Here is a 20,552-nt window from a genome sequence, read left to right as displayed (position 1 = left end):
AGGAGTATGCAAAGGGTCGTGATGTCATGAAAAAAATGTTCCGGTCGCTGATCAGGCATTGCTTGAAACCAGAACTTGACAAACTGCGTGAATGTGAAGAAAGACTCTCAGTGATTGAGAAACAAAAACAAAGCAGCAAACAGGAGTCTGAAGAAACCTATATACATATTGAAACGCTGAATGTCGAAAAAATTGACTATCATCTTGAATTCGGCGAGCTGACCATTGATGAACTGAGCGGCAGATTAAATATAGGCGCAACCTATTATATACCGCCAGAAGAGAAGAACAAAAAGTGCCAACGAAAACCCGAAGCACCATCGACGCCAGCGGTCACGATCCGTTCAAAAAGGCAGTAGCTCATCTTTCCATCGATGTTCCCATGTTTGACAGAAGGCAAAACGGGAAACAGGATAGAAAGGAGAGGATATACATGGCACTGACAAAAGAACAAACACAGCATCTCTATCATAAATTGCTCGATATGCAAAAAGAATTGTCTGGCGAGAAAAAGGAAACAGAATCAATGACGGAAGAAGTGGGGGAGCTTTCCAATGGGGTTGACAACCATATGGCAGACCACGGGACGCTCGTCACAGACCGGATGACAGACCAAACGGTGAAAGAGATTGACCGGGAGCTGTTAGAGGAGGTCAACCGTGCATTACAAAAGATGAAAGATGGAACTTATGGCGTGTGTGAAAAAACCGGCCAAGAGATTCCTTACGAAAGACTTGAAGCTGTTCCTTATGCAAGAATGACAGTTGAGGCCCAAGCTGATGTGGAGGATGATCTGGAGACAGATGCTCCTTCTTATGAAAGAGAGTTTCATGAACAGGTAAAAGACTTATCCAACAAAGAAACAATTGATCAAAAAAGCTCGCAGACGTATGAAATCTTGGATCGTGAACAAGATTCGAAGTAAAAATGGTAAGCAAGTACACCGATATTAGATGTACTTGCTTTTTTTGAAAAAAAATCTCATATTCAAAATAAAGTGATTGACTTTGCATAAAAAAGAAAGTAACATACTATTTGTAAGTAAATATAAAAAGTTTACCGGGAGGAATACAAATGTCTACAGTTTTATTTGTAAAATCAAGCGACCGTACAGCTGAAGAAGGCGTTTCAACTAAACTTTACGAAGCTTTCTTAGCTGCTTATAAAGAAAACAACCCTAATGATGAAGTGGTTGAATTAGATCTTCATAAGGAAAACCTTCCTTACCTTGGCAGAGATATGATTAACGGAACATTTAAAGCAGGTCAAGGAATGGAAATGACAGAAGATGAGAAAAAACAAGCAGCAATTGCTGACAAATATCTGAACCAGTTTGTAAAAGCTGACAAAGTTGTTTTCGCATTCCCGCTTTGGAACTTCACAGTGCCAGCAGTGCTTCATACTTATGTTGATTATCTGTCTCGCGCAGGCGTTACATTCAAATACACACAAGAAGGACCAGTCGGTTTAATGGGCGGCAAAAAAGTTGCGCTTCTTAACGCTCGCGGCGGTGTCTACTCAGAAGGACCAATGGCTGCACTTGAAATGTCATTAAACTTCATGAAAACAGTTCTTGGTTTCTGGGGTGTTCAAGACTTGCACACAGTTGTCATCGAAGGACATAACGCAGCACCTGATCAAGCGCAAGAAATCGTTGAAAAAGGTTTACAAGAAGCAAAAGATCTTGCTGCAAAATTCTAATAAAGCCAAGACTCCTATCGTTACAAATAGGAGTCTTTTTGTATATACACATTAATATAGAAGAAAATAATCATTCGCTTTTAGCGAAAAAGGCTGTTTTTTTTATTGTAATATATTTTTTGTTTGTCGAATTGTCAGGTATTTTGGAGAAAAAACAGTTTTATTCACTGGAAAAAGTTTTTCTAAACAATTGTTCTGACCTCTTGATTAAAAGCGCCTGATGGTGTACTATATTAAAGAAGCTACTTTGTGCGTATTGTTAATTAAGTTTTAACCTTTAAGCTGTAATAGGGAGTTTTATATCGAAGCCGGAATGTCATGCCTCCATTGCAGAGGACGACAGGAACGTTTCTGCAAACACCCACTTTGAGGAGTGGTGGTTTAAAACTTTCTTACTTGCATACGGCAAGACGTAGCGAAAGCCATTTCCTTTTCGGAAATGGCTTTTTATTTTATCTAAAAAGGTTTGGTATAGTGAATATTCCATTTTTGTGTGAAAGAAATGAAGGCCGCTTTTTTATGATATGATGGGAGAAATTCAAGGAAAAGCGAGGTTTACACGTTATGTTACATAGAGCCCAATCCCTTCTGGCTCATTATTTTGGTTATGAGAAGTTTCGGAGCGGCCAAGATGAAGCGATCCGCTTGGTGACGGAAGCGAGGCAAAATACGGCCTGCATTATGCCGACGGGAGGCGGCAAATCGATTTGCTATCAAATTCCGGCATTAATGTTTGAAGGGACGACGATCGTCATATCACCGTTGATTTCCTTGATGAAGGATCAAGTTGATGCGTTAGAAGAAGCGGGGATTAACGCCGCCTACATTAACAGCACACAATCCAATCAGGAAATATATGAGAGGCTGAACGGACTCAAAGAAGGGGCTTATAAGCTTTTTTACATTACACCAGAGCGACTAACGTCCACAGAGTTTATCCGGATTTTGCAGGGCATAGATGTTCCTTTGGTCGCAATAGACGAGGCGCATTGTATTTCTCAATGGGGCCATGATTTCAGGCCAAGCTACAGGAATATTGAAATCTTGTTCCGTGAATTACACGACAAGCCTGTCATCATGGCGTTAACAGCAACAGCCACACCCGAGGTTCATGATGATATTTGCAAACAGCTGCATATTCAAAAAGAAAACACGGTATATACCGGATTTTCCCGAGAGAATTTAACCTTTAAAGTAGTAAAAGGAGAAAATAAAGATCGGTTTATAGACGAATATGTGCAAAACAACAGGCATGAAGCAGGAATTGTCTATACAGCGACCAGAAAAGAAGCTGATCGGATATATGAGAGATTGAAACGAAATCAGGTCAGGGCAGGCCGGTATCATGGAGGTATGGCTGATGATGAGAGAAAAGAGCAGCAGGAAAGGTTTCTTAATGATGAGCTTCAAGTGATGGTGGCAACCTCTGCTTTTGGAATGGGTATTGATAAATCAAATATCAGATTTGTTCTGCATGCACAAATTCCGAAAGATATGGAAAGCTATTATCAAGAGGCAGGACGAGCTGGACGGGACGGTCTTGCCAGTGAATGTGTTCTCCTGTTTTCACCGCAGGATATTATGGTGCAGCGCTTCTTAATTGAGCAATCAGAACATGAAGAGAAACAAAAGCAGGATTTAAAAAAACTGAGACAAATGGTCGACTACTGTCATACGGAAGATTGTCTGCAGCGTTTTATCCTTATGTATTTCGGAGAAAAGGAGCCTGATGCGTGCGGACAGTGCGGAAACTGTACCGATACAAGAGCGGCCCATGACGTGACGCGGGAGGCGCAAATGGTCTTATCCTGTATCATTCGCATGAAAGAACGGTTTGGCAAGACAATGGTTGCCCAGGTGCTTGCCGGCTCCAAAAATAAAAAAGTTCTTGAAAATGGCTTTTCAGACCTTTCAACATACGGGATATTAAAACACCAATCCGTTGGCGAAATCAGTGATTTTATCGAATTTCTTATTTCTGACGACTTCATCAGGATGTCAGACGGAACGTTTCCGACTCTTTTTGTCAGCAGTAAAGGAAGAAATGTGCTGAAAGGAGAATTATCAGTAGCGAGAAAAGAAGCGTTAAAAGCGGCAGCGATTACTGAAAATGACGAGCTATTTGAACGATTGCGCATGGTTCGGAAAGAAATTGCGGCTGAGCAGGGCGTTCCGCCATTTGTTGTTTTCTCTGACCAAACGTTAAAAGAAATGTCAGGAAAACAGCCCGTAAATGATGATGAACTTTTGTCTATAAAAGGAGTCGGAGAACAAAAAAGAGCAAAATACGGCCGGCTTTTTTTACAAGAAATACAAGCTTATGCAAGGATGACAGACTAATAAAACAGAAAATCAATCTTTTTTTCTATAAAAAACACATTTTATTTTCTCTGTTTCGCCTCAAAATAAAAAGACCTGCGAAGCCTATTATATCAAGGGTTCAGTAAGTCTTTCCATCAGAGAGAAATCCTTCATGTAAAGGAACTGTAATCTAAATCATATCTTTTTGTTATTGATTTGACATTTACGTGTGTTACGATATCACCTGTTAGCCGCCAATAAAAAGCTAACAAGGGAGGATTTACTTATGAAGAAGACGATTATGTCCTTTGTGGCAGTTGCTGCACTTTCAACAACTGCATTCGGAGCTCACGCTTCTGCAAAAGAAATTACGGTGCAAAAGGGTGATACGCTCTGGGGAATCTCTCAGAAAAATGGAGTGAACCTAAAGGACTTAAAAGAATGGAACAAGTTAACTTCTGATAAAATCATTGCAGGAGAAAAACTGACCATTTCTTCAGAAGAAACAACCACGACTGGGCAATATACAATTAAAGCGGGAGATACGCTTTCTAAGATTGCTCAAAAATTCGGCACGACAGTCAACAACCTGAAAGTTTGGAATAACTTAAGCTCTGACATGATCTATGCTGGATCAACTCTTTCAGTAAAAGGTCAGGCAACAGCAGCTAACACAGCTACTGAGAATGCGCAAACAAACGCACCTCAAGCTGCGCCAAAACAAGAGGCTGTGCAAAAAGAGCAACCTAAACAAGAAGCTGTACAACAGCAACCTAAACAAGAAACAAAGGCTGAGGCAGAAACTTCTGTTAACACAGAGGAGAAGGCTGTTCAATCAAATACAAATAATCAAGAAGCTTCAAAAGAACTAACAGTTACTGCTACTGCTTACACCGCTAACGACGGCGGCATTTCCGGCGTTACAGCTACAGGCATTGACTTAAATAAGAACCCGAATGCGAAAGTTATTGCGGTTGATCCTAATGTAATTCCGCTAGGTTCTAAAGTCTATGTTGAAGGCTACGGGGAAGCAACAGCAGCAGACACTGGCGGCGCTATTAAAGGAAATAAAATCGACGTATTTGTACCAAGTAAAAGTGATGCTTCTAATTGGGGCGTCAAAACTGTAAGTGTTAAAGTCTTAAACTAATAATATAGATTGTGATAAAAGACATAAGCTTTTGGCTTGTGTCTTTTTTTGTTCTGCTTAGAGCTGTTTATATCATATGCTGATAAAAGAAAGTGGTCCCGTTTTTCTTTATGTGCGATTCAGGGGCTCTCGGGTTAAAAGATTGATTCCACATTACAGAGACATTCGGCATCATGACATTTATAGCTGGTTGTTACTATCTTTGATCAGCGAAACGAGCTGGTGTTTTTGGCAGATAATAAGCAGTTGGATGTAGCAGATACCATTTACGGAATCGGATTGATTTCAGACGGTTTTTTATTGTGATATTAGGCTCTTGCAGTTGGGCATGGCAGCTTCGGGAGCGAAGTGGCACAACTTTGTCATACTGAAAATACAATATAATCAATATCAGAAATTCTGCTGATGTGCAATGGCCGACCATTTTAACAGGGATATCATTCAATCCAGTCTTTTATTGGGCTGTTAACCAAACAATCGTTCAGCGGGCGTAGGAGCGAGGATATGGATCAATTTAATTCTGGTTGCGACGAGGTTCTCAAACGGGAATTTCAGGTTAACAAAAAGGATCCTGGCAGATGCCAAGATCCTTTTTTATTTAAACCAGCCTTTTTCTTTTGACCGGGTAATGGCTTCAATTCGATTTTTCACTTCAAGCTTTTCTAGAATCATTGAGATATAATTCCGCACCGTCCCGCTTTTGATGCTGAGTTCCTGAGCGATTTCTTTTGTGTTTTTACCGTCAGCCACAAGTTCGAGCACTTCTTTTTCTCTATCTGTAAGAGGGTTAGCTTCGCTGTATAAGTCCTCCATCAGTTCAGGTGCATAGATGCGTTTTCCGTTCATGACGCTACGGATGGCGTTGGCCAGCTCTTCACTCGGACTGTCTTTTAACAAATAGCCTTTAACGCCAGCTTTAATAGCTCTCTGAAAGTAACCGGGTCTGGCGAAGGTGGTTAAGATGATAATTTTGCAGCCTGTATCTTTTAGCTCCTCAGCAGCTTCAAGCCCTGTTTTTCCGGGCATTTCAATGTCCATAATACATACATCAGGCTGGCGTTTTTTGACAAAATCAACAGCATCTTGGCCGGTTGTACCTTTGCCTACGACTTCCATATCGTCTTCGAGGTTTAGAAGTGATCCTAAAGCGCCCAGCAGCATTTGCTGATCTTCTGCAATAAATATACTAATCATATAAGCCATCCTTTATGTTTATTTTGAATTATTAGGAATTGCCATGGTAAGCTTGGTCCCGTTTTCGGTATCGATGTGAAGGCTTCCGTTTGCAAACTCAAGCCGTTCTCTCATCCCGAGTAAGCCATGTCCTTTTGAAAAGGAATTTTCTTCTCCTTTGAATGTTCCATCGTCAGACACTGTAATCACAACTTCCTTCCAGAGCTGCTGAATGTCAACTCGGCAAGTTTTAGCCTGGCTGTGTTTGACGACATTTGTGACAGCTTCCTTTAAGCACATGCTCAAAATGTTTTCATTCAGCAATGAGATATTTTCGGGCCATTTCTCTTCTTCATAGATAAACATAATGTCAGCTGCTTCGAGAATTTGTTTGATGTTGATCAATTCATCCTTGAGCCGGATGCCCTTCATAGAGGAAACGATTTTTCTTACTTCATTTAAAGAAGTTCGCGCTGTTTGCTGAACACTTTTCAGTTCACGAGCTGCTTGTTCGGGATCTTTGTATATCAATTTTCTTGCTAAGTCGCTTTTTAAACCAATAAGAGAAAGCTTTTGCCCAAGCGTATCATGGAGATCGCGGGCAATTCGCTGACGTTCTTCTAATTTTACCAGTTCTGCAATCCGTTCATTTGCATCCTCGAGCTTTTCTTCAAGTCGTTCGCGCTCCTTGCGGCTTTTTATACTGAAGGGCAATAAAATTGCGCTGATGAGGGTAATAACGACAAAAGGAATTTGTGTCAGAAAGAATTCCTTTTTTAATACGAGACTGAAATTGGCTGCGACGGCCGCGCTTATTAAATGGACATAATATAAAATATGAAAAGGGACGCGTTCCTTAATGTTTCCAATAAAATAAGCAATAAAGAAAGCAAAATAAATATAACTGAACAGAGTAATGGAGGCGGTTGAAATGCCAATTAATAAAAATCCCCACAAATAAATGGTCCAGCCTTTTGAGACAAAAGCAAATCGATATACCGAAAAAAATAAAAGCGTCAAAATGATGCCGACAATAATAACAAATGTAGATGATGATTTCCATATAAAGTAGAAGGGGAGGATGAAAAATATCGTCCATATATAGGGCGTAATCCCGTTTAGTTTTTGAAATGTAAAATGATTTTTAATCATGATCTTACCTCATTTTCAGCTTTTCATCTTACTTGTAACTTTATCATTGTGAAAGCCAGAATGCACCCTCCAACAATAAAAAGGAAGCCTTCTAGTATATTAGAAGACCTCCTTTATCATCAGGCATTCTTCCGCAGCTTCTGTTTTTCTGGTGAATCAGGCGGAAGGCTTACAGGTATATGTTTTATAGCCCGAAATGACACAAACTGTTTGTTATCTTCATCCCATAGACGGAACGCAAGTGATTGCAGGCTTGTTTTTAAGGTGATTGTCGGTACGTTTTTTAATGGTTCGTGATGTTCATGAGCAACTTCAAGCTTATAGTTAGGCACCTTTGGACTCAAATGATGAACGTGGTGGTAACCAATATTGCCTGTTAGCCATTGAAGCAGTTTCGGGAGTTTATAAAATGAGCTGCCTTCAACAGCAGCCTGAACGTAGCTCCAGTTTTCATCCGCTTCAAAATAAGAATCTTCAAAGGTATGCTGCACATAAAACAGCCAAACACCGATTGAACCTGAAATCAGAAATATCGGGCCTTGCACCAGTAAAAACGATTGCCAGCCAAAGATCAGACAGCAAGCGGCAGCCAACGCGACAATTGCCAGATTCGTAAGGTATGTGTTTACACGTTCCTTGCGTCTTGCGCCTTTTTTGTTAAAACGGTTCGTGATCAGAAAAACATAAATCGGTCCGAGAATAAACATGATAAACGGGTTTCTATAAAGTCTGTATGCAAGCTTTGTTCGTCTGGATGCAGCTTTATATTCGTTTACTGTTAACATCCAGATGTCTCCTGTTCCGCGTTTATCCAGATTGCTGCTAGTTGCATGATGAATCGAATGGCTGTGCTGCCATTGAAGATACGGGAATAAAGTCAGGACACCTGTCAGAAAACCGAGAATGTGGTTATAGCGTTTTTGTTTGAAAAAAGATTGATGGCAGCAGTCATGGAAGATGATAAAAATTCTTGTCAGAAAACCTGCGGCAATCACCGTTAATGCTAACGTAAGAAGATAGGAGACATCGAGGCTGAGATAAGCAAGAAACCATAGGCCGAAGAATGGGATAAACGTGTTTAAAAGCTGAATCAGGCTGTTTTTTGTTTCAGGCTGAGCAAATGCAGCGACTTGCTTTGTCAGCTGTTTTTGTTTATGTGCAATGGTTTGTTCAGTCATAGTAAGTATCCTCTCATTGTGTGTCTCGGTTCAGTATACGCTAATGAGAGAAGTCTTTTGTAGTAGCACACATCATGCCTCCTATATGACATTTGTCATGTCTCGTGCGGCATGCATAGCCGATTGCGCTAAAAAAGCTTGTAAAAAAATTTACAAGCTGATTAATGTTTATCAATCCATATTCGTGATGTACCCGAAATAGCTTCAATCCTGCATGTTCCTCCTATAGGGAACGTGGCAATTGGCGAGGTATGTCCGGCATTTATATTTGCGATGATCGGGATGCCGGATAATTCTTTTTTTGTTTCGATCATGGCTTTTACAAGATCTATTGATACGTTTGATGCTTTCTGAAATCTGCCGATCAAAATCGCCTTTACATGTGAAAAAGCGGGGAGGTGGATGAGTGATTGCAGATCGCGGTCAAACATATGGATGTCTGACATATAATCATCTTCAATCAATAAAATAGTATGTTCTGTTTCGGGAAAATACTCCGTTCCCTGCAGCAAATTAAGCGTGCATAAGTTTCCGCCAATTAAAGTACCTTCCGCATAACCTTCTTGGATTACAACAGGGCCGTTATTAGGATAAAAACGCCTGTTTTCTTGATCCAAAAACCAGCGATCATCGCTCCACTCACTTGAGGGGTGAATTTCAAACGGATCGTCTGAAGCGCAGCAAGAAAGAAAATACTCCTCTGTATAATCGAGTCCTTTTTTCATTGCAAATGTTGAGAAGTGGGGACCTGAATACGTAACAAGACCCGTTTTTTGATAAATAGCGTTGCAAAGAGCGGTTATATCGGAATAACCGCACAGAATTTTTGGATGTCGTTTGATTTTCTCGTAATCAAGATAACGCAGCAGCTGATTTGAATTAAACCCTCCGAGTGTCGTTAAAATCGCTTTGACGCCTGGATCAAAAAAGGCAGCGTGCAGATCATGGACTCTTGACTCGATAGAGGATGAATCAAATTCGTTACATTCATTTGCGTGTTCAGCGATGGTTACCCGATAACCTAAGCGTTCTAACGCCGTTTTTGCTTGGATTTTTGCTTCATTTGATAATATAGACATGCTGGTCGCGGGAGACACGATCCGGATTTCGTCTCCCTTTTTCAGTTTTGAGGCGTACATAGAACCCTCCATCAATGGTTTTATACCATTACAGCATATCTTGGCTCTTTCTTCCAGACTTTTTTACAAATCAACCCACTTAATGCTGCCGGATTGGGTATCATGATCGATACATACTTTGAAGTGATGTTTTTCATAAAAGTGAATCAGCCGGTCTACATGATTCCAATCCCGTTTGGCGATGTCTCCGGTGACTTTCGGTATATTATGGTCTCTTGCAATATCTTTTAAATATTTCATGCAAATGGAGCCAAACCCGTGATTCGGAGGGCCTTTTATATCCCCTATATGAATGGCATCGTCCTTGTAAGACGCTACAAGTGAAAAACAGCCTTTTCCTCGGTATGCCGTTTTACAATCAGTTAGCATAATTTTGCATGTTTGGCCATCATCAATCGAGGAAACAATCATCCACTCATCATGTTTCGATTGATCAATACCAAGCACTTTGGCATCTTTAGATAAATCCTTCATATTCTCCTGCATGCGATAAATTTGAAATTCTAAATCATTTAGTTCTTCCTCAAGCTCTTGACGATTTTTTTCTTTAACAGTAAACAAGATCAAACTCCTTTCAAAAAACAGCTTAGAAACACAGTTACCAATTGTATTAGAAGAGAGGCGTATTGTAAACAACAATTCCATTATTACTAGAAATTAGCGGAAAGTCAGGTTTGATCGTTTTTAAGAGAGGAAAAAGAAAACTAACCTGTGAAAAAGGAGGAATCGGAATGGCGATTGATTCATTGATTAACAAATTACAGTATGTCCAATTGGAACCGCCGGATAAAATTCTCTCTCTGTATCTCAATACAGACATGAGAGATCCAGAGCAGCAGGGGGGAGAATGGAAGATTGCCCTAAAGTCAGGATTCAGCCGATTAAAAGAGTATTTGGCAGCTAGTGATCCAGAGGAGGAAAAGTGTCTGGATGGAATCAGGGCTAAAATGAATCAATACTTGAATGCAATGGGAAAAGACATGCCCCGCAGTCTCGTGTTTTTTGTTTCCGACAGCGGCATATGGGAACCTATTAAGCTTCAAGTCCCTGTAGATACAAGATTTTACTGGGAAGAAACAGCTGTCCTGGATCAGCTAAAGGGTTTGCGCCAGACATACCCAAGTACGGCGTTTATTTTAACTCAGCAGCATGAAGTGAAAATTATTGAAACTGTTTTAGGAAAAATTGAGGCGGTGGAGCGTTATGAGTATGATATGATCAATGAGTCTTGGAAGAATAGCCATTCCGCTGTAGACAAAGCGCCACCATTTGAAGAGAACCGGATGAGGGAACATGTAACAGAGAACCAATCGAGACTGTATAAGCGGCTGGCTGCCAGCCTTGATCAAAAAGCTGCCGCGAAAAGATGGGAACGAATGGTTATTGCCGGGGATAAAGAAACGGCCGATATCTTGGATCAGCATATGAATAAACCCATTCATTCGAAAATTCAAAAGAACCTGCTGAATGAAAATGAACATAAGGTCATTGAACATTTGATAAAAGAGGCGTAAACCTAACAGGCCGGGGCTAATAGCCTCCGGCCTTTGAAGTGTGTCTAATTTCTGACGAAGCAATCGAAACCGTTGACATCTTCTTTGAATTTGCATACGATTTGGATAGCCAGTACAAATTAGGAGAGGTCACCAAATGAACCAAACAGAAAATAAACCGAAAAATTACACGGGGATTGTCCTTACGCTGACAGTTCTGATTAACGGTTTAATCGCAGTGCTGTTTTTTATGCCTAAATTAGATCAGTTCAGCCATGCGAATATTCACATTTTGCCAATGCTGAATGCGATATTCAATAGCTTTACGTTTATCTTCTTATTGGCCGCGCTGATTATGATTAAACAGAAAAATATCAAAGCTCACAAACGCTTTATTTTGGCTGCGTTCACAACAACATTACTATTTTTGATTTGCTATGTGACGTACCACTCGATTGCGGAAAACACGCTCTATGGCGGAGAAGGTATTATGCGCCCGATTTATTTCTTTATTTTAATTACACATATCTGCCTTTCTGCAATTATTGTGCCGCTTGCGCTGTTTACGCTGATCAGAGGCTTCAGCATGCAGGTGGAGCGCCATAAAAAAATTGCGAGATGGACAATGCCTCTATGGCTGTATGTAAGCCTTACAGGCGTTATTGTATATTTGATGATTTCACCGTATTATTAAAAGCCATACTCAGTATGGCTTTTTTTACGTGTAAACATGGCAAAAGCCCAAATTCATTTTTGGGCTTTTGTCAGTAAATTGATAGACTCTTATTCATGAGCCTTGGATTCCATGGTTTCAAGTGTTGCAACCTGCAAAGATTCTTCAACAGTTTTTGTTTTTTCTTTTACTTTTTCTGCATACGTATAATCACCGTAGCAATACGGATAGCGGAAATTTTTCGCATTTCCCCCGCAAGTATACAGATCAGGATTTTTTTTGACTTGCTGCTCGGAGTATTGTTTTGCCAATTCCTCAGTATGCGTTCCTCCATGTTCAGCTACAAAATCAATGTAACCTGCCCCCATGTTGTAGCTTTGAATAATGGTATCCAAATCCACGCCTTTTTCCTTACCGGTCTTGTACATGAGGGTAAATTGCTTGATGCCTTGTTTAACACTGAGTTGAGGGTCTGTTATCTCATTGCGTTTTAACCCCAGAGATTCAGAGGACTGCATGGGATCATTGCCTTTTCCTTTTGACTCCTGATACATCATGCCTAATATGAGTGATGTATAATTAGAGAGTCCTTGGCTTTCAAGCTCTTCTTCCACCAAGGGTTTGTAATCGGTTAAACGTTCCAAAACAATCGTTTTCGTATCGATCGGAAGTTTTTTGATTAAATCCCGGTTGAAAAAAAGCAGGACCAATAAAAAAGAGGCGATGACAAAGACAAAAATCATCATAAAACCCGCAGCAGCGAAACAGCCTTTTCTCTTTTTCTTCACTGTGTTTCACCCTCAATGTTTGGAGCAGTATGACCTTTTTTATTATGACATAAGAGGGTATATCAGACCAAGTAAAAACCTGATTTGAAACATAAATTTAAACTATGAGATTGAAATGGAATACAAGCAGGCTGGTTTGCACTCAAGCGCATTTGTTATAAGATAAAACTATGAATAAAGAAAGGTGATACATATGACTGAATTTAGAGAAACGGAACAATCGGCTGCTGATCTGGACGAGGAGACGCTGTTTCTAGTCGCGCAAACATTCAAAGCGCTTTCAGATCCTACCCGAATCAGAATTCTCCATTTATTGTCCCAAGGTGAGCATGCAGTAAACGGAATTGCAGAAAAGCTGAATTTACTGCAATCCACTGTGTCCCACCAGCTTAGATTTTTAAAAAATCTCCGGCTTGTCAAATCGCGCAGAGAAGGAACATCGATTTATTACTCTCCGGAGGATGAACATGTTTTAGATGTTCTTCAGCAAATGATCCATCATACACAGCATGATTGAAAAAGACATCCTTGCTTAACTCGCTGTTAGCGGGCAAGGATGTCTTTTTCTTTATTGTATTCGTGCTGTTCAAGTTCGTTTCTGCTGAGCTTGATGACAAAAGAAGAAAAACCGATATAATAAACGGCTATCAGAAAACAGACGCCAATTGTCAGAGGGTCCGTTCCGATTGACTGACTGTATGATCCAAGGCGGTTTAGATCAGGCGAGGTAAGATAAAGCTCTGTCACTCGATACAGAAATCTTGATAGAAATAAAGTTAAGAGAATCACCTCTACCCAAATATGAGTCCGAAAATAGATCTTTCCTCTGCGTTTTTCAAAAGAGATGTTTTTCTTAGCGAAAAAGACAAGGAGCCATCCGCCAAGAATGCCCAAAATGAGATATCCATATAAAAAAGGGTGAATGGCGCTGAAGATTGAAAGTCCAAAAGCAAACAGCGAGAAAAGAATGACGCGGGTGAACAGCCAGCGGGGCTTCAGCGGCTGGTATCCGATGGACCTTTTAATTTTTTTATACAGAAAAAAGATGATGATTATGGCAGGATAAACGCTCTGAAGTGTAAGATGCATGATGTGAAATCCCCTCCGTTGAGAAGTGTATGCTTATCCGGTCGGAAATAGTAGCTGAAATAAATACTGAACACAAAAAAGAAGGGGAAACCCCTGTTTTCATAGCATATGCGAGGTGTATTCCGCCGCATAATAGATATGCCCAAGCTTTATCAAAATGTTATGATTGTTTTGTTGGAAAATACAAGAAGAAAAGGTGCGCAGAATGAAACTGGAACGTTTGTTAGCGATGGTTGTGTTATTGATCAGCAAAAAACAAGTGCAGGCTGCAGAGCTTGCTGAGCTGTTTGAAGTATCTGTCAGAACAATTTACCGTGATATTGAGACGATCAATAGGGCTGGTATTCCGATTGTGACCTCACAGGGTTCCGGGGGCGGAATTGGCATCATGGAAACGTATCGGCTTGAAAGAGAGTGGCTGAAGGAGGAGGAATTGTTTGCAATTGCTTCCGCTTTGCAAAGCGTTTCATCTATGTATGAACCCGTTTCTCACAGCACAGCCTATCAAAAAATCAAACACCTTATACCTGAGCAATCTACTCAAGCATTTAAGCACCAAACAGAAAAATGGTTTATTGACATGACGGCTTGGGGCCATACTGAGGATCAAAAGACGCTGCGCGAGAAAATCAGCGCTGCCATCGATCGGTTGTTAACGATATCTTTTACATATACAAGCGCAAGCGGGGAAACACTACTTCGGGAAACTGAACCTTATACATTGGTTTGCAAGGCGGGGCACTGGTATTTATATGCCTACTGCCTGGTAAGAAATGATTTTCGCTTTTTTAAACTGAACCGGATGAAAGATCTGGCCATCTTACATCAGACATTTATCAGAAAAGACATTCAGCTGGACACTTTGCCATGGGATAAGAGTTGGTACCAAAAGGACCGTTTAACTGAATTGGTTATTCTTGTTCAGCCGTCAGCACGTCAGCGTATAGGTGAATGGTTCGGATATGATGTCCTTCACTGTTGTGAGGAAGATGAAATCTGCCAGGCGGTGATTTCACTTCCAGAAGATCAATGGCTGATCGGTTTTTTGCTCCAGTTCGGAAAGGATATTGAGGTTCTGCAGCCTCTTCATATACGGGATAAAGTAAAAGAAACCATTCATCACATGCAAAAAATATATGAAACCTGACACACTGCTGTCAGGTTTCTTTGTCTATAATCTTAACAAAAGGAGGAGATCGTATGGGCTTTTCACATATAACACACTTAGACCGGAAACGATTTGCCGGACTGTCACAACGGACAAGCAACGCACTGGAAATGACGGAAGAAAGGAGGATTCCGGCACTGTGGGACCAATTCTGGAAGCAGGATATGAGCGCTCTTTTATCACAGGCTGAAAAAGACAAAAGCATTATTGCCTTATATTCGAATTATGAACAAGAGACGAATGGGTTTTATACGTTTTCAGTCGGAACGTTTCAGGAATACGACGACATTCTTCCGGGACCATATGAAAACATTGATTTGCCGGCTTCCGCTTACGCCGTTTTCACTTCCAGAATCGGTCCTATTGAAGAGATTGTGCTTGAAACGTGGAAGGAAATTTGGACTTGGGATAAGCGGCATCTGCGCACGTTTACAGGTGATTTTGAGATGTATGATCAAAGTGCCGCAGTGCCACAGCGAGCACAAGTTAACATTTATGTAGCGATAAAAAAATAATAAACTCTTGAAAAACTAATGGTGTTAGTTAATAATAAAACTAACACCATTAGTTTTTGTTAGGAGGAATAAAAAGATGAGAATGACTCAGTACCAAACGGTTTGGCAGCTGACTTTTTTTCCAGCATTGTTTCCGGTTAATTGCTATTTAGTAGAGGAAGAAAACGAAGTCACCCTTATTGATGCCGCACTGCCAGGCAGCTATAAAGGGATTATTCAAGCTGTGAATCAGCTTGGAAAACCGCTTCGGCATATTTTACTGACTCATGCACATGGGGACCATGTCGGATCACTGGATACATTGGCACAAACATTTCCGCATGCAAAGGTCATGATCTCGGAACGGGATTCATTCTTGCTCCAAGGTGATACATCATTGCGGCAAGATGAGCCGCAGACGCCTATAAAAGGAGGTATTCCGAAACACATACAAACAAAGCCTCACCAACTGCTGACGGGCGGTGAAACAATTGGTTCTCTGCTTGCCATTCCAACACCGGGCCATACACCGGGCAGCATGTCATTTCTTGATACAAGAAACGGCACTTTAATAGCAGGAGATGCGTTTCAGTTGCGCGGAGGAATCGCTGTATCAGGTCAGATAAAATGGACGTTTCCTTTTCCCGCTTTCGCCACATGGAATAAGGAGGAGGCCATCAAAAGTGCACAATTGCTCGCAGATAAGGCGCCTTCCTGTCTCGCTGTCGGACATGGAAAATTCCTGCGATCACCTTCAGAGCGGATGAGACAGGCGATCCAAAAAGCAAAGAAAGGATGATGAGCATGTCACCGAGAATAGGTTTGACCCAAAAAATGATTGTAGACGCTGCAGCAGAGATTGCCGATCAGGAAGGGGTAAATGGTGTCTCACTTGCCGCACTTTCTAAAAAAATGAATGTTCGCCCCCCGTCATTGTATAACCATATCAACGGGCTGCAAGCGATCAGAGCAGAACTTGCTGTCAGAGGACTGACAAAGCTTTTTGATCAAATGGCGGACTCCGTAACCGAACGAAAGGGAGATTCCGCTATGCTTTCTTTAGCTCATGCATATGTTGATTTTGCAATTGAAAATCCCGGATATTATGAAGCGGCTCTGCTTAAGGTTCAGGACAAACGGACGGAAATCGTCTCTGACCAAATTGTCTGTCTTGTGACGAAGCTGCTCATTGAAAACGGCTATGCAAGTGAAAAGACTGCCATTCATGCGACAAGGGGGCTCAGAAGCCTGCTGCATGGCTTTACTGCTTTAATCGCAAAAGAAGCATTTGAACGTGAGGAGGACATTTTAGAAAGCCTGTCATTTTCAATTAGGACATTTTTGTCAGGATTATTAATAAACAATAAAAATATTATGTAAACAAACAAATGGATGTCTTATATTTCTGAATATTGTATAATATCAAGGGAGTATACATAGGGGAGAGGCATTATGCAATGGATGACATTCACAAGATTGAACGGTTAGCGGCAGCTTCATGGCCGGCTTATTTTCAAAAAAGCATAGGGAAATGGCTTCTCAGAGCGAATTTTGGCGTAACCAAAAGGGCAAATAGCGTATGGACTTCTGCGGATATGCCTGAAGGGGATTTTCAGCTAGAGGCCGAACTTTTTTATCAAAGTTTAGGCTTACCTGTTTGTTTTCATATTAGCAACGCATCACCGAAAGGGCTTGATGACGCATTGGCAGACAGCCGTTATGAAAAGGTAGACGAGTGCTTCCAGATGACAGCGTTGTGCCGGTCAATTATGAGCCGAACAAATGACAACAGCCGATTTACATACAAGTGGGAACAAGAGCCATCATCTGTTTGGATAGATGAATTTATTCAATTAGAAGGGTTTTCACCCGAGCGTCACAAAGGTTACAAACACATATTCGAACGCATGCCGCCGTGTAAAACTTTTTTCAAGATGTATGACAAAGAAAGCCTGACAGCGCTTGGCACGGTTTCTGTCATTGATGGTTATGGCGGACTTAGTAATATCGTTGTAGCTGAGGAGCACAGAGGAAAAGGGGCAGGAACCCAAGTGATCAGGGTGTTGACTGAATGGGCAAAAAACAACGGAGCGGAACGCATGTTTTTACAAGTGATGAAAGAAAATCTGGCGGCAGTTTCTTTATATAAAAAAATCGGATTTTCGCCTATATCGGAACACCATTACCGGATTAAAAGATGACCAAAGGAAGGGGTTTGCTGATGGACTCGCTTCAAGAGATGATTTGCGAAAAACGGACGTACACACGCCTTTATCATTCACATAAGCACGCATACAGCCAATTTCTTTTTCCGCTTGAAGGGAGTATTGATCTTGAGACTGAAGAGCGCCAGGTGAAATTAAAGCCAGATCATTTTTTATATATTCCTCCGCAGTGTGAGCATCGTTTCCGTTCTATCGGAAGAAATGAATGTCTTGTACTGGATGTTCCGCTTCATGCAATGAAAATTGATGAGTATCGTGCAGGATCGGGAATTGAAGCTGCCCTCGATCCTTTCTGGTCTTCGATCAGGTACTTGCTGACAGAGGAAGCAAAGGCCGGAACAGCCAACTCGCTTCATATGCTAGTACAATACATAAAAGAAAAGCTTCAATCCCATAGCTATGCCTCAATTGCATACATTCACAGCCATTTATTTGAGCGGCTGACGATTAAGAAGCTGGCAGAAATCGAGCATTATCACCCAGCTTACTATTCAAGCTGGTTCAAAAAACAGACAGGGAAGTCCCCGCAGAACTATATTGCCGACCTTCGCCTTGAGGAAGCAAAACGAATGCTGATGGAGAGAAATGAAACCCTTACCGTCGTGAGCGAGGCGCTGGGCTTTCAAAACCTTTCTTCTTTTACAAGATGGTTCACGAAAAGCACAGGAATGCCGCCCCGCCTGTATCGAAACACCTTATATTCGGATAAAAAATGATGGCTCTTAGTTAAAAGAATATTGTATATCTCCTTTACAATAGGAGAAAAAGGAGTTATTGATATGGCAGTTATTGAAGACTTTGAGAAATTGGATATCAGAACGGGAACAATTGTAAAAGCGGAAGAATTTCCTGAAGCAAGAGTACCGGCAATCAAGCTTGTGATAGATTTTGGGACTGAAATCGGCTTAAAACAATCGAGCGCGCAGATCACGAAGCGTTATAAGACGGAAAATCTCATCAACAAGCAAGTCATAGCAGTCGTGAACTTTCCGCCCCGCCGGATCGCCGGATTTAAATCGGAAGTCTTGGTCCTCGGCGGCATACCCGGCCAGGGCGACGTCGTCCTTTTGCAGCCGGATCAGCCTGTTCCAAACGGCACAAAAATCGGATAACGCAAAAAAAGACGTTTGCCTAAGGCAAACGTCTTTTGCATATTGAGGCGATGCACCACACGCCACATTCGTGTGTGCCGTAAAGGCATGTACATCGGCTTACACAATTCAGCTCATCGCTATATGAATATAGCATGGAGGGCGAAGGATTGCAAGGATTACTTTGTTTTTGTGATTGAATTTGTCCGTCTAATCAAGATCTTATTATATGAAATGTAATAATCTTTTAGTACAGAAGGTGAGCATGATCTAAGGTAAGCGATTGACCTCATAAGCAACACGTATTCCAGATTCAATCGCGCCTTGCATCCACGCATGAGTGAGTGAGGCGTGTTCTCCGGCGAAATGAATTCTGCCCTCAGGGACAGGAATATAGGGATACAGCTCTAATTCTTGTCCTGGTTCGAAAGCTGTAAAACCTCCCGCAGAATACGGGTACTGGCTCCAGCTAAAAGAAGTGCCAGACACAAATTCAGACCATACAATATCACCATAGATTTCAGATAAATTCAGTAAAGTATACTGGATTCGCTCTCCTTCTGAAAGACTGTCCCATATTAGTGCCTCATCAGCCCAAGTATAACTCGCCAGAATGACGGCATGTCCATTTGCTCCAATATTTCTGCTTGGATAATATGAAAAACGAATCGGAAGATCAGTAATAGATTTGCCGCCGCGCTGACCGGCTTTTTCCCAAAATCGGCTTTTAAACTCTATGCCGATTTTTGTTGCACTGATATAGTTTAGCTCACGGATGGCCCTCCGTTTATAGTACGAGAATGAATGGTATGGTTCGACTTTTACAAATCGCAATGTTGAAAAAGGAATGGTTACAATAGCGAGATCTGCTGTGAACGATGCAAATTCTGCCGTTTGTTGATGCTGACAATGGATCGTAACACTATTTTCACCCTGAGAAATTTTCATCATTTTTTGATGGTATAGAATGTTTGTTTTTAATTGAGGAAGAAACGCGTGAGGCAGCAGATCCATGCCGCCAGTTATCTCATAGAAGTGAGCGGGTGAAGAAAAAAAGATAGATTCCCGCAATACTTCAACAAGGGACATCCCCATATACGCTTCCATATCCAAAAGTACACCGATCATATCGATCGCGCCATATGAAAAATACGTGTTTAAAAAAGAGCTTAACGAATGATTTTTGTATTGTTCTTCGACAATCCGCCAATTTCTCGCTGGATTTTGATTGATAAAATTTAGAATAGGCTGCAGTAAAGAAAGCATCAGCTCTTCAGACGTTTTCCCTTGTTCATGTGGTGCAACTGGATATCTCAATATTCCAGGAGCTCGTTCAAAAACTTGGAGACGTGTTTTGATTCCATTTGCATAAATGATGTCCATCGGGGTTCTGTTGATAAATACATTTGTTGGCAATTTGAATTTTTTGATATATTCTAAGGTTAACGAATGGTTATTCGGTATGCGCATCGGGCCAGCGTTGAAATACAAATCATCACTAAAGGGAGATCTCAAAGTGCAGACACGGCCGCCCGCTCTGCCGCTCGCTTCGAGAATCGTTACTCTGTGACCGGCATTTTTCAACAAAGATGCTGATACAAGCCCGGACAATCCAGCTCCTATAACAAGAATGTGCTTTTGATGCTGCGATGCGCTAAGGCCATTTCTAATGATCTTTACCATGTCATCATTCATTAGAGAATTCAATTTTTAGAGGCACCTCTTTTTAGAATTTAT

23 protein-coding genes and 1 other RNA gene are annotated in these 20,552 nt (G+C 41.2%); 16 read left to right on the top strand and 8 right to left on the bottom strand.

Translation table 11 applies throughout. The features are described 5' to 3' along the window. Nucleotides 1–26: 26 nt before the first annotated feature. From MKY50_RS10710 to MKY50_RS10685, 6 genes are all read left to right on the top strand, one after another. A complete protein-coding gene (locus MKY50_RS10710) occupies nt 27–359 on the top strand; it encodes a hypothetical protein (RefSeq protein ID WP_123373202.1) in 333 nt (110 codons plus the stop codon). A gap of 74 nt (nt 360–433) precedes the next feature. Continuing rightward, on the top strand, nt 434–925 hold the full coding sequence (locus MKY50_RS10705; RefSeq protein WP_003231259.1) for a TraR/DksA family transcriptional regulator: 492 nt from the start codon (nt 434–436) through the stop codon (nt 923–925). Nucleotides 926–1,074: 149 nt separating this feature from the next. Next, nucleotides 1,075–1,701, top strand: coding sequence for an FMN-dependent NADH-azoreductase AzoJ (gene azoJ / locus MKY50_RS10700; RefSeq protein ID WP_003231260.1), 627 nt, complete (start codon nt 1,075–1,077; stop codon nt 1,699–1,701). A 236-nt stretch (nt 1,702–1,937) separates the two neighbouring features. After that, nucleotides 1,938–2,124: non-coding RNA, 6S RNA (gene ssrS / locus MKY50_RS10695), on the top strand. A 141-nt stretch (nt 2,125–2,265) separates the two neighbouring features. Then, complete coding sequence (gene recQ / locus MKY50_RS10690) at nt 2,266–4,041, top strand: DNA helicase RecQ (RefSeq protein WP_097080601.1); 1,776 nt, start codon at nt 2,266–2,268, stop codon at nt 4,039–4,041. Between the two features lie 247 nt (nt 4,042–4,288). Beyond that, nucleotides 4,289–5,152, top strand: coding sequence for a LysM peptidoglycan-binding and 3D domain-containing protein (locus MKY50_RS10685; RefSeq protein ID WP_003231267.1), 864 nt, complete (start codon nt 4,289–4,291; stop codon nt 5,150–5,152). A gap of 594 nt (nt 5,153–5,746) precedes the next feature. On the opposite strand, the gene desR is transcribed toward MKY50_RS10685, so the two are convergent. The 5 genes from desR to MKY50_RS10660 form a co-directional block, all read right to left on the bottom strand. Next, nucleotides 5,747–6,346, bottom strand: a complete 600-nt coding sequence (gene desR / locus MKY50_RS10680) for a two-component system response regulator DesR (protein ID WP_004399356.1) — start codon at nt 6,344–6,346, stop codon at nt 5,747–5,749. An 18-nt stretch (nt 6,347–6,364) separates the two neighbouring features. Then, nucleotides 6,365–7,477 carry a two-component sensor histidine kinase DesK gene (desK, locus tag MKY50_RS10675; RefSeq protein ID WP_003231271.1) on the bottom strand — a complete coding sequence of 371 codons (1,113 nt, stop codon included), beginning with the start codon at nt 7,475–7,477 and terminating at the stop codon, nt 6,365–6,367. A gap of 119 nt (nt 7,478–7,596) precedes the next feature. Continuing rightward, a complete protein-coding gene (desE, locus tag MKY50_RS10670) occupies nt 7,597–8,655 on the bottom strand; it encodes a fatty acid desaturase DesE (protein WP_004399588.1) in 1,059 nt (352 codons plus the stop codon). 161 nt (nt 8,656–8,816) lie between these two features. Continuing rightward, nucleotides 8,817–9,794 carry a S66 family peptidase gene (locus tag MKY50_RS10665; protein WP_004399250.1) on the bottom strand — a complete coding sequence of 326 codons (978 nt, stop codon included), beginning with the start codon at nt 9,792–9,794 and terminating at the stop codon, nt 8,817–8,819. A 63-nt stretch (nt 9,795–9,857) separates the two neighbouring features. After that, nucleotides 9,858–10,355 (bottom strand): GNAT family N-acetyltransferase, encoded by a 498-nt coding sequence (locus MKY50_RS10660; protein WP_004399390.1) that lies wholly within the window; start codon nt 10,353–10,355, stop codon nt 9,858–9,860. A 170-nt stretch (nt 10,356–10,525) separates the two neighbouring features. Here MKY50_RS10660 and MKY50_RS10655 point away from each other — a divergent pair, with 170 nt between their 5' ends. Together MKY50_RS10655 and MKY50_RS10650 are read left to right on the top strand one after the other, a co-directional pair. Then, nucleotides 10,526–11,308, top strand: coding sequence for a VLRF1 family aeRF1-type release factor (locus MKY50_RS10655; RefSeq protein WP_004399450.1), 783 nt, complete (start codon nt 10,526–10,528; stop codon nt 11,306–11,308). Nucleotides 11,309–11,444: 136 nt separating this feature from the next. Beyond that, on the top strand, nt 11,445–11,981 hold the full coding sequence (locus tag MKY50_RS10650) for a DUF420 domain-containing protein (protein ID WP_003231280.1): 537 nt from the start codon (nt 11,445–11,447) through the stop codon (nt 11,979–11,981). Nucleotides 11,982–12,070: 89 nt separating this feature from the next. Here MKY50_RS10650 and MKY50_RS10645 read toward each other — a convergent pair whose 3' ends face one another. Beyond that, nucleotides 12,071–12,748 carry a lysozyme family protein gene (locus MKY50_RS10645; RefSeq protein WP_003231283.1) on the bottom strand — a complete coding sequence of 226 codons (678 nt, stop codon included), beginning with the start codon at nt 12,746–12,748 and terminating at the stop codon, nt 12,071–12,073. A gap of 193 nt (nt 12,749–12,941) precedes the next feature. Here MKY50_RS10645 and czrA point away from each other — a divergent pair, with 193 nt between their 5' ends. Then, nucleotides 12,942–13,265: a Zn(II)-responsive metalloregulatory transcriptional repressor CzrA gene (gene czrA / locus MKY50_RS10640; protein WP_003231284.1), complete on the top strand. Its 324-nt coding sequence runs from the start codon at nt 12,942–12,944 to the stop codon at nt 13,263–13,265. Between the two features lie 26 nt (nt 13,266–13,291). On the opposite strand, the gene csk22 is transcribed toward czrA, so the two are convergent. Further along, the gene (csk22, locus tag MKY50_RS10635) at nt 13,292–13,837 is read right to left on the bottom strand and encodes a mother cell-specific sporulation protein Csk22 (protein ID WP_341116650.1); all 546 of its coding nucleotides are present in this window, start codon (nt 13,835–13,837) and stop codon (nt 13,292–13,294) included. A gap of 205 nt (nt 13,838–14,042) precedes the next feature. Between csk22 and MKY50_RS10630 the strand changes: the two genes are divergently transcribed. The 7 genes from MKY50_RS10630 (at nt 14,043) to csaA (ending at nt 18,836) form a co-directional block, all read left to right on the top strand. Beyond that, nucleotides 14,043–14,984, top strand: a complete 942-nt coding sequence (locus MKY50_RS10630; RefSeq protein WP_003231290.1) for a helix-turn-helix transcriptional regulator — start codon at nt 14,043–14,045, stop codon at nt 14,982–14,984. Nucleotides 14,985–15,037: 53 nt separating this feature from the next. Then, nucleotides 15,038–15,520, top strand: a complete 483-nt coding sequence (locus tag MKY50_RS10625; RefSeq protein WP_014480008.1) for a GyrI-like domain-containing protein — start codon at nt 15,038–15,040, stop codon at nt 15,518–15,520. Nucleotides 15,521–15,596: 76 nt separating this feature from the next. Then, on the top strand, nt 15,597–16,298 hold the full coding sequence (locus tag MKY50_RS10620; RefSeq protein ID WP_015251916.1) for an MBL fold metallo-hydrolase: 702 nt from the start codon (nt 15,597–15,599) through the stop codon (nt 16,296–16,298). A 5-nt stretch (nt 16,299–16,303) separates the two neighbouring features. Further along, nucleotides 16,304–16,879, top strand: a complete 576-nt coding sequence (locus tag MKY50_RS10615) for a TetR/AcrR family transcriptional regulator (RefSeq protein WP_017697555.1) — start codon at nt 16,304–16,306, stop codon at nt 16,877–16,879. 77 nt (nt 16,880–16,956) lie between these two features. Next, nucleotides 16,957–17,700, top strand: a complete 744-nt coding sequence (locus tag MKY50_RS10610) for a GNAT family N-acetyltransferase (protein WP_069703920.1) — start codon at nt 16,957–16,959, stop codon at nt 17,698–17,700. Nucleotides 17,701–17,714: 14 nt separating this feature from the next. Then, the gene (locus MKY50_RS10605) at nt 17,715–18,440 is read left to right on the top strand and encodes a helix-turn-helix domain-containing protein (RefSeq protein WP_080477820.1); all 726 of its coding nucleotides are present in this window, start codon (nt 17,715–17,717) and stop codon (nt 18,438–18,440) included. Between the two features lie 63 nt (nt 18,441–18,503). Continuing rightward, entirely contained in the window at nt 18,504–18,836 is a 333-nt protein-coding gene (gene csaA / locus MKY50_RS10600; protein WP_341116644.1) for a chaperone CsaA, read from the top strand. 249 nt (nt 18,837–19,085) lie between these two features. Here the strand turns inward: csaA and MKY50_RS10595 are convergent, their stop codons facing one another. Further along, the gene (locus MKY50_RS10595) at nt 19,086–20,522 is read right to left on the bottom strand and encodes a flavin monoamine oxidase family protein (protein WP_341116642.1); all 1,437 of its coding nucleotides are present in this window, start codon (nt 20,520–20,522) and stop codon (nt 19,086–19,088) included. Nucleotides 20,523–20,552 lie beyond the last annotated feature (30 nt).

The organism is Bacillus sp. FSL R7-0685, from assembly GCF_038002425.1.
Classification (GTDB): Bacteria; Bacillota; Bacilli; order Bacillales; family Bacillaceae; genus Bacillus; species Bacillus subtilis.
Note: the sequence above shows the minus strand (reverse complement) of the source record. Positions and strands in the feature narration are given on the sequence as shown.

Coding starts and splice junctions, on each gene's coding strand:
- MKY50_RS10710 (WP_123373202.1), top strand. CDS start 27: ATGAAAAAAATGTTCCGGTCGCTGATCAGGCATTGCTTGAAACCAGAA.
- MKY50_RS10705 (WP_003231259.1), top strand. CDS start 434: ATGGCACTGACAAAAGAACAAACACAGCATCTCTATCATAAATTGCTC.
- azoJ (WP_003231260.1), top strand. CDS start 1,075: ATGTCTACAGTTTTATTTGTAAAATCAAGCGACCGTACAGCTGAAGAA.
- recQ (WP_097080601.1), top strand. CDS start 2,266: ATGTTACATAGAGCCCAATCCCTTCTGGCTCATTATTTTGGTTATGAG.
- MKY50_RS10685 (WP_003231267.1), top strand. CDS start 4,289: ATGAAGAAGACGATTATGTCCTTTGTGGCAGTTGCTGCACTTTCAACA.
- desR (WP_004399356.1), bottom strand. CDS start 6,346: ATGATTAGTATATTTATTGCAGAAGATCAGCAAATGCTGCTGGGCGCT.
- desK (WP_003231271.1), bottom strand. CDS start 7,477: ATGATTAAAAATCATTTTACATTTCAAAAACTAAACGGGATTACGCCC.
- desE (WP_004399588.1), bottom strand. CDS start 8,655: ATGACTGAACAAACCATTGCACATAAACAAAAACAGCTGACAAAGCAA.
- MKY50_RS10665 (WP_004399250.1), bottom strand. CDS start 9,794: ATGTACGCCTCAAAACTGAAAAAGGGAGACGAAATCCGGATCGTGTCT.
- MKY50_RS10655 (WP_004399450.1), top strand. CDS start 10,526: ATGGCGATTGATTCATTGATTAACAAATTACAGTATGTCCAATTGGAA.
- MKY50_RS10650 (WP_003231280.1), top strand. CDS start 11,445: ATGAACCAAACAGAAAATAAACCGAAAAATTACACGGGGATTGTCCTT.
- czrA (WP_003231284.1), top strand. CDS start 12,942: ATGACTGAATTTAGAGAAACGGAACAATCGGCTGCTGATCTGGACGAG.
- csk22 (WP_341116650.1), bottom strand. CDS start 13,837: ATGCATCTTACACTTCAGAGCGTTTATCCTGCCATAATCATCATCTTT.
- MKY50_RS10630 (WP_003231290.1), top strand. CDS start 14,043: ATGAAACTGGAACGTTTGTTAGCGATGGTTGTGTTATTGATCAGCAAA.
- MKY50_RS10625 (WP_014480008.1), top strand. CDS start 15,038: ATGGGCTTTTCACATATAACACACTTAGACCGGAAACGATTTGCCGGA.
- MKY50_RS10620 (WP_015251916.1), top strand. CDS start 15,597: ATGAGAATGACTCAGTACCAAACGGTTTGGCAGCTGACTTTTTTTCCA.
- MKY50_RS10615 (WP_017697555.1), top strand. CDS start 16,304: ATGTCACCGAGAATAGGTTTGACCCAAAAAATGATTGTAGACGCTGCA.
- MKY50_RS10610 (WP_069703920.1), top strand. CDS start 16,957: ATGGATGACATTCACAAGATTGAACGGTTAGCGGCAGCTTCATGGCCG.
- csaA (WP_341116644.1), top strand. CDS start 18,504: ATGGCAGTTATTGAAGACTTTGAGAAATTGGATATCAGAACGGGAACA.